Below are 12,346 nucleotides of genomic sequence, written 5' to 3' on the forward strand. Positions count from 1 at the left end.
GTTTTATTTATGGATCATGCCATTAGAGATTTTTAAATGCCGATATGAAAGAACCCGGATCATCCTTCACCGTGTACGAATACACTCCTTGCTGGGTATGCAAGTATAAGAAACCACCGCCGTCTCCCATAGGCCGGTACGACAGATCAAAGACCTGCTTGATCGGGAACTCCCGGTATTTCGTTACGATTCGATCCTCGTACAGGAACATCTCCCGCCCCTGCTCTTCCGTCCGTTGTTCGATACCATCCACCACTCGGTTGATTTTGTAGTACGGCTGTACGGCTACCCAATTCACAAGCTCCCTCCTTGCTGCCTTTGCATTTTTATTTGGAAGATCGCACTTCCCCCTTCTTCTTTCTGCGGCTCTTGATTCGTTCCAGCAGCTCCAGCGCCCCAATAAATAGTACGAATGCAACGAAAAGCGCTATCGCCCGACCGGGCTCGATCAGACCGGTAATAGACGCAACGATGCCGGTAATGCCTACAACAAGAATACCTAATACGGATAGTTTCCAACCTGTTAACATATGTATGCTCCTAAAGTAAACGTAATTGCCATCCATCGAGATCATGGCTCCATGATCAAACACTCGCTTGACACACACGGAATGTATCATAAAGAAGCCCCTAAATTCAAGTTATGATCTTCTCCAATTTCAATTGCCAACACGCATCACATTTGCCATAATTTACTCAGGAGTGAAATAATAAGCCGACCTCCGAACACTAAAAAGACAGGAGGAACATGTAATGAACTCAACAACCTGGATACTGATTATTTTATTTGTTGCGGTGGATGTATGGATTATTTCTTATTTCGTGAAACGCTCGTTACGCAAACACAGCAGTCAGCAGCTCCCTAAAGGCAATAAGCTCCGACGCAGGAAAATACCCGAGCTGCCGCCGATCGTCAAGGCAGGAAGCCCGGCGAGTGAGCTTGTCGGAAGACTTGAGGCTGCGCTGCCCTACACCTATCAGAACATGCTGAAGCAACGAGTAATGAGTGAGCATCCGAATCTGTCCGAACAGGAGTATGAATGGAGATGGCAGGAGCTTAAACGGTTCTTTATCATGTGCGCCGTGCTGGATCGTGTCCCGATGTTCAGCAAAGACGTGGATGAAATATGGCATGAAATGCTGATGTATACATACGAATACCAACAATTCTCGGAACGCTTTCTTGGCAAAATGCTTCACCACGCTCCAAACACCGGAAGCGAGCATGTGCCTATTCCGAATGAACGTGCGTGGTTTGATACGGTATATGTACAATTATTCGGCTGGCATGAATACAGCGCGAAGCTATGGGGAGCTTTCTTCCGCGTCCCGCTGCCACGCGAAGAACTGGAGGCCTGCACTTCCCGCCACTTCACCGTGAATCATGGACAGAAGCGCTTTAATGCCTGGACCTATGAGAAGATTCCTGCAGCACGTACGGCGATTGATGCGATCATCCAGGATCTGCAGGATCGGGTTCGAACCGCCCAAGAGAAGCCGGCGCGTCAAGATAAGTCGGTCAATTTCCAAAATAGCGATGTGCTCCTGGCAGCGGCCGTCTATTTTGCCTGGAACGCACCGGAACAATTTGGTGACCACATGATCCCTGATGAGCGCGAGCTTCATAAAAATAACAGCAGCTCCTCATGCACCTACGCCTCGGCATGCGGGTCCGGCGGATCCGATTCGGGTGATGGATCCTCAGGCGACGGATCTGGATCCTCTTGCAGCAGCGGCTCATCCTGCAGCAGCGGATCCTCTTGCGGGAGTGGCTGTGGCGGCGGCTGCAGCAGCTAAGTTACAAAATGAACAAGAACGCCTGCTTATTAATGAATCGAACAAAAAGCATGTACCTGAGAATTCAGGCCCATGCTTTTTGTTTTATCCGGCGCTCAAACCCCGCTATATACAACATGGCCTCGTCTTAACTTGATATCGCCAAGCCAGTTAATATTCCTTCACGCACACTGATCCCTGCTTTAAATGTGCATATAGGCTGTTCTCGATACCTACCACCTTCCCGCGGGCAGCAGCAAGAATCTCCTCTCCAAACGCGAAGTAACACTCATTCTTGGCTGTATATCTGACGAAATTAACCTGTATTTAAACAGGATCTTAACATTGGTTTAACTTTCAGTTCCTATAGGTACAGATGCCCGGAAAAACACTCTTCCTCTACAACTACAACAAAGAAGCACCTGAACCCATTCTTCAAGGTTCAGATGCTTCTATTCATAATAAAATTTAAATTCGGCCAATTAGTGGTTAGATGTGAGTACCAACCCGGAACGGGTTTGCGGTCCGACCTTACGCACGGAAACCTGGTTCCGCTCGGCCCAACGCGTAAGACTCCGAATCCCTTCACAATTCTTCTCTTCAAATTTAAAGCAGCAATACATCGGATTCACGTTCTTGTTCTTGAGGTTTATTTGGAATGCGGCTTTATGGCATCCGGAAACCTTGATCTCACGAATCTGATCGGCATGAATCTCTACGCCATGGATTGTTATCGTATCCGAATTCTCCTGAATATTCACTTCCCGTTTCACCAATCGGGCATACCCTTCAATCGCTAGTGCCGCAACAACAACGACATTCACCGCCATCTGCATATAGAATAGGACAGGATAGGAATATTGGGTCAAGGTAGCTACCTGAAACAGGATAATGCTAATGACAAAGGAAAATAAAATAACGTCTTTCATTCTCGTAGAGTAATGGATTGCGTATTTCATCATAATCAGCTCCGTTCATTCTGTAAGGGTTTTCATTTAACTCTTACCTTATTATAACACCATTGTACATAATTTTGACACATATCATTCACATTTTTGTCAAAAAATTATTTGCTATGTTCCTTATCCTATGCTTATCCAACAAGCTGCGTGTCGTTCATGGGAACAATTCGTATACGGAGTGTCTCCTAATAGCAAAAAAAGAGCATCCCTCCAGATCCAAGATCTTTTGGGACACCCTATGCTTCAAGTCTTTACTTGGTTAACGCTGTATTTCCTTCCTTCCGCCGAAACCGCTTCATCAGAACGGACACGGTATCAATAAGGGTAATGATCACAATGACGTAAATAAGACCATCTCTGGAGCGATCCCAAATTGATTTCACAGTCTCATACGCTTCATCTCCCGGTGTTACGAGCCTCGCTTGAACGAGCTGATCCATGAATGTCGGATTCCAAATCGTCATATCGGAGAACAGGATCACCGCAACAATAACGGAAGCAACGTTAAATATGACATGCATGACGGCAATCTGCGGCGTCCACTTTCTTGTGATTAATTTCCTGGCTTCATTGAATATGCTGAAGGCGGTAAGAAGCCATATCAGCGGCAAATACTTGGCAAAGGCAGCCTGTTCAAACACCGGAATGGCGATCGAGCTTTTATCGAATCGATGAACACCGATCAGGTCAATGGAAAACGTAAATAGCACAAAGAACAGCACGGAAAATAGAATGCCCAGCACCGGCTCGATCGGCTTAATCCGAACCGCTGGTTCCGGAATTACAGGCAAATCGGATGGTTTCCAAGCGTCTTTAGAAACTTGTCGAGCACCGCGATATTCGATATAGGCAAAAATAACGGTAACCCATGCGAACCCGTGAATAGCCACACTCAGCAATGAGACAAAGTACTCCAGAAGCTTCTCGGCGGTAGGATCCGAGCTTGTAAAGAAATCAACCATATACGCGATGCCAAGAGCGACGACAACCGAGTACAATACAATCCGCAGGACAGACCAATAACTGTCGATCAAACCGGGTCCAATGAGATACCGTTCTCTTCCTCTATATCTAGCTGCCATGTCCCCCGGTGGACCGAGCTCGAGCAGCACCTGTTCCACATCTTCAGTGCTTGCAATCCCGACGCCTGCTCCCCTGTCTTCCAGCATATCTTCGATGAGTCCATGAAGTTCCTTTTCAATATCGGCTCTTTGTGATTCGGGCAGCTTCTGCGTCACTGCATAAATATACCTGTTAATCAGATCCATTACTAAACATCCCCTTGTCAGCAACAAGCCCTTCAAGACTTGTCATCATATCTTTCCATTCATGGTAAAGCTGGCGATATATTTCTTTCCCTGTCTGACTTATGATGTAATATTTCCTCGGACGAGCTTCATTCGTATCCCACTCGCTATCCAGCAAGCCTTGTTTCTCCAACCGCCGCAGCAAGGGATACAGGGTACCCGCTTCCACGCTGATCCCCTTCTCCTGCAATATGGTCACCAATGAGTATCCATACTGAGGTTCCGACAATTGGCTGAGGACACCAAGTATGATGGTTCCTCGCCGAAGCTCCTGCACCAAACTGTTCAGAATATCTTGATCCTCTGACATATCATCAACTCCTGGTAATCATTATACTGTACGCCACACACTAATGTATATAGACAATTAATAATTATTTACAATTATTTTTTTGCTTATACTTGTTGCAAGGCTGCTAATCCAGGAAGTAGGCCAAGTGAAGACCTGCACTTTCATCTAAAAAAGGTTATCCTACGGCCGGGACTGTCCCAGGTCATAAGATAACCTTCTTAAATGCTCTCATCTCACAGCGATGTTGTTCCTTCGTTCCATCGTTAAAACTGCGCTTCTCGAAATGCACTTCAAACCGAAAACATGTCAGTCCTTATCGTCCCGCTGGAACGAAGACTGACACGCTGCATGACTTTCATCGTAAAAATAACTACACGATTTCCTGCGGTTCCTTGCCCAGTAGACCCAACATACGAAGGCCGTACTGTATACCGTCTTGATCAACATCCCTGGTTATATGCCTGGCCGCCTTCTTGACGATTTCCGGCGCATTGCCCATCGCCACACCGTGGCCCACGTACGACAGCATCTCCAAATCATTCAGATAATCGCCAAAGGCGATAGTATCTTCCAGATCGATGCGCAGCAGCTGAATCAATTGTTTGATCCCTTCGGCTTTGGATCCCCCGGACGGCAACACATCGATCCCATAAGGACCCCATCGAACGAAATCGAACCGGCCCTCGAATTTGTTCACGTAAGCTGCTTCCTCATCCTCCGTGCAGAATACAATGGCCTGATAAATATCTCTGCCCAAGTAGTATTCCGGATCATATTCAGGGATCGTGAGCTTTAGTTCCCCCCAGCTGGAATCGATATGAACATGCTCGGTTACGTTCATCTTCATGGCTTCACTGCCGGCATATATGATCGGATGATCAAACTCAACGGCCTGCTCCGTCAGCTTCTGCAAGGCATCTTGCGCCAATGGATTTCCATATATCGGTTTGCCTTCATGAACCACATACTGACCGTTCAAACAAACATAGGAATTGATACCAAGCTCCTCCCGCAGCTCTTCAAAATGATAGGGAGCGCGCCCTGTCGCTATGGCGACGATGTGCCCGGCACCCTTTAACTCCCGAATGGACTCCTTCGTTGTAGCCGGAACTTTCTTTTCATGATCCAGCAGCGTCCCGTCAATATCAAAAAATATGATTTTCTTATTCAATGAAACTCGCCTCTCTTCCGTATATTCTAGCCAGTAACCATATTGTAAATGATGAAAAGCATTTCAGAGCAAGCCATTATTTCAGCAAGGTCGTTCGGACACATCCCGATAACGCATAAAAAACCGCGCAGGAGCACGGTTTTTATGGTATTTAATATCGATGAATTCAAGATAACCCTCTACAATAACATTAGCGCAAGTTACCGTAATTTTCTTATCTAACGACAACAAAAGAGTCCGCCTTATGCAGACGGACTTCTTCTGTGGGCTTATTTCGCTTCCGAGCGAACATCATCGAGCATTTTATCATTGAATCCGAACAACCAAGTCAGCACAAAAGTTAGAGCCATCGCGGTTACGTTGCACAAAATATAGAGAGGAAGCTGGCTGTTCAAGTATAAGAGCGTACCAGGAATTACGGTAATCGCCATGCCTGTGGCCTCGAGCTGGAAGAGGGAAGCCATAAAACCGCCCACGCCACCGCCGATCAAGGCGATAACAAACGGTCTGACGTAGCGGAGGTTGACCCCGAAAATCGCCGGCTCCGAGATTCCCAGCATGGCCGAGAACGCGGATGGCAGGGATAATGCCTTCAGTTTTTTGTTTCTCGTCTTGAGCCCGACGGCCAGACATGCTGCCCCTTGTGCTGCCATGGCGCTAGTCACAATCGCATTGAACGGATTACTTCCCGTCTTCTCAAGAAGCTGAATTTCCAGGAAGTTGAAAATATGATGAACGCCGGTGACCACAATGATCTGGTTGAAGAAGCCGATCACAAGACCCGCAATGCCGAACGGAAGCTCCAGCAAGAAGGTCGTCGCGTTCAGAACCACCTCTTCCAGGGAGTGGAACACGGGTCCGATGGCGAACAGCCCGAGCGTAATCATTACAAGCAAGGTTAAGAATGGCGTAACGATCAAATCGATGGCTTCAGGAATGCGTTTTCGCAAAAATCTCTCGAATTTCGCGCCCAGTAGTCCAATGAAGAAGGCTGGCAGAACCGAGCCCTGATATCCAACAACCGGAATGAAATCGAAGAGCATGAGGGCTTCGGCCGAACCGTTCGCCACGCTATAAGCGTTGGGAAGAGCCGGGTTAACCAGCATCAAACCCAGCACGATACCAAGCACAGGGCTGCCCCCGAACACCCTGAATGCGGACCAGGCCACCAATGCCGGCAAGAAAGCAAAAGCCGTATCCGTTAGTACCTGGGTGTAGAGCAGAAAATTAGGCGAGATATCATCCGGTGCCGCTCCAAACCAGGCAAGCACGGTGTCCTGGGTCAGCAATCCCCGTAATCCCATGAACAAGCCAGTGGCGACCAGTACCGGGATAATCGGCACAAACACATCACCGAATGTACGAATCGCCCGCTGAAACGGATTCCCCGACTTTTTCGCCTGAGATTTCAGTTCTTCCTTGCTTGTGCTCTCCATTCCCAGGGATTCGACCGCTTCAAAAATCTGATTGACGGTTCCTGTTCCGAAAATGATCTGATATTGGCCGGAGTTGAAAAAAGCGCCTTTGACCTTATCAATATTCTCGACCTTCTTCTGGTCAATCTTCTTCTGATCGTGTACCATAATTCGCAGTCTCGTAGCACAGTGAGCAAAGGAAGCGATGTTCTCCCTGCCACCGATGGCTTCCACTACCTGCCTTGCAATTTTCCGATTATCCGCTGCCATGTTCATTCATCCCCTTCTATATCTTTTACGGCTTGGGCAAGATCCCACTTCTTGACCTTCAAGCCGACGCTGCCGTTTGTTGCGAAAAATCGTATATGACGGCTGTCCCGCTTTGGAAATATCCGACTCGAAAATACCTCTTCGCCATCATTAACGAACACCTCTACCGAAGAAATATCCACAAAAAGATGGAATTTGATCGAGTTTACTTTGGCATGCAGCATGCAGGTTCGTGTCGTTCCGTAATCACTCACAATCGTTGCACCCGATGATGAGCGATCCAGTGTAACCTTTTGCCTGAGAGCGTCATACCAGATGACCGTCCGCTCCGTTTCGCCGGCTCGAAACTCAATGCCAACAGCGTCCGCTTCGATCGCATGGAACTCGCATATCATCTCGAATACGGTCCCCTCAACTCCTGCATAACTCTTCACTTCGCTGTAAAGTGTATCCGCTGCTTCCATGGCCTTATCGCGGAGCACTTCCAACTCGGGGACCGGCTCCTGGATCAGCTTGCTCTCACGGAACGAGAGCGCACGCGGAATAGTCAAACAATGCGCCCAGCCATGCGAGTCGGTTGGATAGACGACCTCCGGCAAACCCATCCAGCCTACCATGATGCGCCGATCTTGCTCGTCCAGCATGGTCTGCGGTGCGTAGAAATCAAAACCTCTGTCCAGCTCGTAAAACGAGCCGTGTTTAAACTCCAGCGTGTCCCGATCCAGCGGCTTGCCCAAGATGTAGCCGGATTGGTAAATGTTCCGGTATTCGTCGTCTTGCGGACTCAGCCCCTGCGGCGAAAACAGCAGCACGCCCCGTCCTTCCAGTTCAAAATAATCGGGGCATTCCCACATATAACCGAAATGTTCAAGACGGGTTTGGATTTCCCCTTTGCATGTCCAATCCAGCAAATCCGGTGATTCATATACGACAGCCGTTCCTGTCTGATCGCCCCTTTGGGCGCCGATGACGAACCGGTACTTGTCTTCGTCTTTCCATACCTTCGGATCCCGAAAATGCTCGGTGTATCCGTCCGGTACACGGCCGATTAGCGGCTTATCGAGCTTCGTGATCAATCCATCGCGATTCATCACGGCCATGCATTGATAAGATTGCCTGTTCCATTCCTCATCCCGGGCATTTCCGGTATACATCAGATACAGTTTGTCGTCTTTCACGATTCCGCTGCCCGAATAAGCGCCATAAGCATCCTGCGGGTGGCCAGGTTCAATGGCGATGCCTTGGTTTTTCCAATGCACCAGGTCTTTCGAGGATGTATGGTACCAGTATTTCAAGCCGTGATACGTACCCAGCGGAAACCATTGATAAAATAAGTGATACTCCCCGTTATAATAAGAAAACCCGTTAGGGTCATTCAGCAAGCCCATGATGGGCTGTATGTGAAACCTCTGCCTCCATTCGCTTAATTTCACTTTCTCCTTTAAGGAGGAAAGCTCTTCGGGAGAAGCCTGATCCAGGCGTCGGTATTTCAGTTCTCTGTCCATATCTCTTCTCCTTATAAATGGGCTTACTAAAAAATCAAACTGATCATGCTATGCGTGAACATCTGCCTAATCCACCTGTAGTGGAACCGGTTCCAATCAGGAGTAAAAATAATGAACTCAGCTCCAATACCTATCAAAGGCAGTATTGGAACCGGTTCCGTTTTTTCAGTATAGAATACCTATTTTAGATTGTCAACGCTTTCCCGATGAATCATATCGCAACTCATGACCGTCAGGATATTCACAGGCTCGTCGTTGACCAGCTTCATTATATGCTGAGCGGCGAGATGGCCCGCTTGGGAATATCCATATTTAACCGTTGTCAATCCAGGATGAATCACCTCGGTTACGTCGTATCCGCCAAATCCGGTGACGGAGAGTTCGTTAGGAATTTGAATGCCCTTCATATTAGCCGCTTTCATAACGCCTAACGCGATGTTGTCAGTAGCGCAGACCACGGCAGTTGGCAGCGTTCGGTTCGACTCAAAAATGGACCATGCGGTCTTTACACCATCCGACATCTTAAATCCGCTCTCATAGAGATCCGCTTCCGCCTCACTATCCTCGCTTACTGCTTTCAGAAACCCTTCCTTCCGCTGAACTCCGACAGCAACGTCTTGTTCCGTCACCCCGATATAGGCAATATGGCGATGTCCCTTGGACAGCACATATCGGCCCATGTCATAGCCTGCGGCATAGTCGTTATAAATCATGCTGTGAACATCCTTATGCTGCTGTCCTAACAGGATGACAGGGATGCCGATCTCTTTAATCGCGGCAAGATGGGTTTCCGTCACTTGAGTGGCAAATAAAATAATGCCAGATATTTTTTGCCTAGCGAGATCATACAGCGCTTCAATCTCCCTGGATAAGTCCTGGCTTGCATTGATTATGAGAAGCTGATAACCGTGTTTCCTTAATTCTTCATCCATGCCGGCAACGGTCTGCGATGCTGAGAATGAATCCAGACGCGGTACAATGGTGCCGATCATGCTGGTTTTCTTCGCTTTCAAGCTCTGTGCAAACGAATTCGGAATATAGCCGGTTTCCTGAATGACCAGCTCAATTTTTTGGCGTGTTACATTGCTGACGGAACCTCCGTTTAAGAAACGGGAGACCGTGCTTTTGGCAACTCCGGCTTTTTTGGCAATATCTGCAATCGTGTTCTTCATTCGGTGCTCCCGGGAGCCGCTTGCGGCGCTGCAACGAACAGATTGTCCTCCACAGCTCCTAGTTGGGCAGCACAATTGATCATGTTTCGTTTGTGCATGAATCTCTCCCCTTCGTTTTCGCTTTTTCCTAACTATACCATGACGTCCAGGGATCCGTGAAATGGAGACTCCAAGCCTATCATTGCATGAGCCATATCTTTTCCATGTTCCAGACTCTTACTAGAAATGAAACGATTCGAAGGGGATTCTTCATGGGCGCACCCTTAATTCATATGCAAATGGTCTATGGCTTTCCTTTAGGCTTGCACGGTTCGCTCGGCCGATTCGACGGTATGCTTCAGCAATGTAGCAATCGTAACGGGGCCGACACCAGCCGGTACCGGTGTAATCGCAGATGCCACCTTCGCGCAGGCTTCATAATCGCAGTCGCCGATATTCCCTTTATTGTAGCCGGCATCCAATACAACGGCTCCCGGCTTAATCCAGTGCCCTTGAATGAAATTAGGCTTGCCTACGGCCGCAACCACGATATCCGCCTGGGACACAAGCTCCCCGAGGTTCTTGGTTCTCGAGTGGCAGATCGTAACGGTAGCATTGCGATTGAGCAGCATCATCGATACCGGCTTACCCAGAATCGGACTGCGTCCGACCACCACGGCATGCTTCCCTTCGATCGGCAGATCATAATAATCCATAATCGCAATAATCGCGGCAGGCGTACAAGACGGATAATCGGCAAAACCAAACGCATTTTGCGAGAAACCGAGCGTGGTTACTCCATCCACATCTTTTTCAATGGCAATGGCATCAAAAGCCGCCCGTTCATCGATATGATGCGGCACCGGATGCTGCAGCAGAATACCGTGGACATTCGGATCCTCGTTCAGCTCTTGTATCGCGGCGATCAGCTCCTCAGTCGAGGTCGATGTCTCCAGCACCACTTTCTTGGATATGATGCCAAGCCGCTCGCAAGCATTTCCCTTCATCCGCACATAGGTCGCCGAAGCTGGATCATCGCCAACTAGAATCGTTGCCAAACAAGGCGTTATCCCGTGCTGCTTCAATTCCTGTACCTTCACCGCCAGCTTTGCCTTAATATCATCGGATACCTTTTTTCCATCCAAAATTACGGGTTCCTTACTCATGCTAATCCGCTCCTTCGCCATTGTATTAAAAACATAAAGAGGCAAGGCGACTAATCGTCTCCTTACCTCTTGCCCAGGCGTACGGCATATGATCCTATGTGCTCCCTCTTGGTACCCCAAGCTACGCCAGTAACACACAGATAACTTTTTTTAAATATACCACGACTTTGGACTTCGCGCTACCGTTCATGAAGTTGACGTATCAAATCGTAATCTTTTTGATTAATTTGCAAGAATCTAGTATGTTGCCGATGGTACAAGCATAGAATGTCCTAAGAACAATTCGCTCCAGGAGGCCCGAATGAAATATCCGGTAATCTTCAAAATGCTGCCCTTCATGATTCCGCTTGTCTTCGTGATACCGGTCTTGACGATATGGCTGCAGAACGATTCAAGTCTAATATCAAGCCGTGACATACAGCAGGTAAAAACGGTTTTTACGGGCATTTTCCTTGAGGCGCTTCCTTTTGTGCTGCTTGGGGTGCTAATTTCGTCCCTCTTACAAATGTTTGTTAAAGAACAGTGGGTGCGTCGGATCACGCCCAAAAATCCGGTCATCGGCGTCCTGTTCGCTTCCATGTTGGGGATCGTGTTTCCCATCTGTGAATGCGGGATGATTCCGGTCGTCCGAAGGCTGATGCTTAAGGGGATGCCTGCCTACATCGCTGTAACCTTTATTCTCAGCGGACCTATCCTGAACCCCATTGTGTTCGCTGCAACGATCATGGCCTTCCGTTCGCATCCCGAAGTAACGATCGGCCGGATGGGACTGGCTTTTGCAGTCGCGGTAACGGTAGGTTTGCTCGTCTATGTTTTTTCAAAAAACAACCCGCTCAAGCGTTCCTTACAAGAGTTTACCGAACAAGATTCCGCCATTGGTGAACGCAAGCTGCACGAGCATCCCAAAACTTGGAGAAGCCTGTTTGTCCACGCCGGAGACGAATTGATCGAAATGGGCAAATACCTGGTTCTTGGCGCATTCCTGACAGCCTGCATCCAATCCTTCATCCCTAGAGAAGAGCTGCTGGCATTGGGGAACGGTCCCACCGCTTCTTACCTGTTCATGATGGGGTTTGCTTTCATTCTGTCCCTTTGCTCGACTTCGGATGCCTTTGTGGCATCGGCGTTCACTCACACCTTTACCGTAGGTCCGCTCGTATCCTTCCTCGTGCTCGGCCCGATGCTGGATTTCAAAAGCTTGCTCATGCTGTCGGCTACCTTCAAGACCAAATTCGTAATTGGTTTAAGCCTGCTGGTGATGACGCTTGTCTTTATCGGCTCTGTAGCCGTCAACGCTCTTTTGGGTGGATAGCTGCCTAAGGATGAAAGAT

12 protein-coding genes and 1 riboswitch are annotated in these 12,346 nt (G+C 48.3%); of the genes, 2 read left to right on the forward strand and 10 right to left on the reverse strand.

Features of this window, described 5'->3' with window-relative positions; genetic code table 11:
- Positions 1–22 precede the first annotated feature (22 nt).
- Together ACQKPA_RS00675 and ACQKPA_RS00680 are read right to left on the reverse strand one after the other, a co-directional pair.
- A complete protein-coding gene (locus tag ACQKPA_RS00675; protein WP_071220365.1) occupies positions 23–298 on the reverse strand; it encodes a hypothetical protein in 276 nt (91 codons plus the stop codon).
- Positions 299–326: 28 nt separating this feature from the next.
- Complete coding sequence (locus ACQKPA_RS00680) at positions 327–530, reverse strand: hypothetical protein (RefSeq protein WP_427488548.1); 204 nt, start codon at positions 528–530, stop codon at positions 327–329.
- A gap of 223 nt (positions 531–753) precedes the next feature.
- Here ACQKPA_RS00680 and ACQKPA_RS00685 point away from each other — a divergent pair, with 223 nt between their 5' ends.
- Positions 754–1,797, forward strand: coding sequence for a hypothetical protein (locus ACQKPA_RS00685; protein ID WP_427488550.1), 1,044 nt, complete (start codon positions 754–756; stop codon positions 1,795–1,797).
- Positions 1,798–2,258: 461 nt separating this feature from the next.
- On the opposite strand, the gene ACQKPA_RS00690 is transcribed toward ACQKPA_RS00685, so the two are convergent.
- The 8 genes from ACQKPA_RS00690 to ACQKPA_RS00725 form a co-directional block, all read right to left on the reverse strand.
- A complete protein-coding gene (locus tag ACQKPA_RS00690) occupies positions 2,259–2,738 on the reverse strand; it encodes a hypothetical protein (protein WP_427488552.1) in 480 nt (159 codons plus the stop codon).
- Positions 2,739–2,989: 251 nt separating this feature from the next.
- Positions 2,990–4,006 (reverse strand): hypothetical protein, encoded by a 1,017-nt coding sequence (locus tag ACQKPA_RS00695; RefSeq protein ID WP_427488554.1) that lies wholly within the window; start codon positions 4,004–4,006, stop codon positions 2,990–2,992.
- On the reverse strand, positions 3,993–4,355 hold the full coding sequence (locus tag ACQKPA_RS00700) for a PadR family transcriptional regulator (protein WP_427488556.1): 363 nt from the start codon (positions 4,353–4,355) through the stop codon (positions 3,993–3,995). The genes ACQKPA_RS00695 and ACQKPA_RS00700 overlap by 14 nt, the downstream gene beginning before the upstream one ends.
- A 352-nt stretch (positions 4,356–4,707) precedes the next feature.
- Positions 4,708–5,508, reverse strand: a complete 801-nt coding sequence (locus tag ACQKPA_RS00705; protein WP_427488558.1) for a Cof-type HAD-IIB family hydrolase — start codon at positions 5,506–5,508, stop codon at positions 4,708–4,710.
- A gap of 269 nt (positions 5,509–5,777) precedes the next feature.
- Positions 5,778–7,199 (reverse strand): sucrose-specific PTS transporter subunit IIBC, encoded by a 1,422-nt coding sequence (locus ACQKPA_RS00710; RefSeq protein WP_427488560.1) that lies wholly within the window; start codon positions 7,197–7,199, stop codon positions 5,778–5,780.
- Positions 7,196–8,698 carry a glycoside hydrolase family 32 protein gene (locus ACQKPA_RS00715; protein ID WP_427488562.1) on the reverse strand — a complete coding sequence of 501 codons (1,503 nt, stop codon included), beginning with the start codon at positions 8,696–8,698 and terminating at the stop codon, positions 7,196–7,198. The genes ACQKPA_RS00710 and ACQKPA_RS00715 overlap by 4 nt, the downstream gene beginning before the upstream one ends.
- A gap of 179 nt (positions 8,699–8,877) precedes the next feature.
- Positions 8,878–9,870: a LacI family DNA-binding transcriptional regulator gene (locus ACQKPA_RS00720; protein WP_427488564.1), complete on the reverse strand. Its 993-nt coding sequence runs from the start codon at positions 9,868–9,870 to the stop codon at positions 8,878–8,880.
- A 296-nt stretch (positions 9,871–10,166) separates the two neighbouring features.
- On the reverse strand, positions 10,167–11,015 hold the full coding sequence (locus tag ACQKPA_RS00725) for a bifunctional 5,10-methylenetetrahydrofolate dehydrogenase/5,10-methenyltetrahydrofolate cyclohydrolase (RefSeq protein ID WP_427488566.1): 849 nt from the start codon (positions 11,013–11,015) through the stop codon (positions 10,167–10,169).
- Between the two features lie 64 nt (positions 11,016–11,079).
- Positions 11,080–11,159: riboswitch (ZMP/ZTP riboswitch) on the reverse strand.
- Positions 11,160–11,316: 157 nt separating this feature from the next.
- Between ACQKPA_RS00725 and ACQKPA_RS00730 the strand changes: the two genes are divergently transcribed.
- Complete coding sequence (locus ACQKPA_RS00730) at positions 11,317–12,327, forward strand: permease (RefSeq protein WP_427488568.1); 1,011 nt, start codon at positions 11,317–11,319, stop codon at positions 12,325–12,327.
- The last annotated feature ends 19 nt before the right edge of the window (positions 12,328–12,346 follow it).

The sequence above is a fragment of the Paenibacillus sp. NPDC093718 genome, from assembly GCF_050279985.1.
Classification (GTDB): domain Bacteria; phylum Bacillota; class Bacilli; order Paenibacillales; family Paenibacillaceae; genus Paenibacillus_AQ.

Bases quoted from the DNA above. Each gene is read 5' to 3' on its own strand.
- ACQKPA_RS00680 (WP_427488548.1), bottom strand. From the start codon at position 530: ATGTTAACAGGTTGGAAACTATCCGTATTAGGTATTCTTGTTGTAGGC.
- ACQKPA_RS00685 (WP_427488550.1), top strand. From the start codon at position 754: ATGAACTCAACAACCTGGATACTGATTATTTTATTTGTTGCGGTGGAT.
- ACQKPA_RS00690 (WP_427488552.1), bottom strand. From the start codon at position 2,738: ATGATGAAATACGCAATCCATTACTCTACGAGAATGAAAGACGTTATT.
- ACQKPA_RS00695 (WP_427488554.1), bottom strand. From the start codon at position 4,006: ATGGATCTGATTAACAGGTATATTTATGCAGTGACGCAGAAGCTGCCC.
- ACQKPA_RS00700 (WP_427488556.1), bottom strand. From the start codon at position 4,355: ATGTCAGAGGATCAAGATATTCTGAACAGTTTGGTGCAGGAGCTTCGG.
- ACQKPA_RS00710 (WP_427488560.1), bottom strand. From the start codon at position 7,199: ATGAACATGGCAGCGGATAATCGGAAAATTGCAAGGCAGGTAGTGGAA.
- ACQKPA_RS00715 (WP_427488562.1), bottom strand. From the start codon at position 8,698: ATGGACAGAGAACTGAAATACCGACGCCTGGATCAGGCTTCTCCCGAA.
- ACQKPA_RS00720 (WP_427488564.1), bottom strand. From the start codon at position 9,870: ATGAAGAACACGATTGCAGATATTGCCAAAAAAGCCGGAGTTGCCAAA.
- ACQKPA_RS00725 (WP_427488566.1), bottom strand. From the start codon at position 11,015: ATGAGTAAGGAACCCGTAATTTTGGATGGAAAAAAGGTATCCGATGAT.
- ACQKPA_RS00730 (WP_427488568.1), top strand. From the start codon at position 11,317: ATGAAATATCCGGTAATCTTCAAAATGCTGCCCTTCATGATTCCGCTT.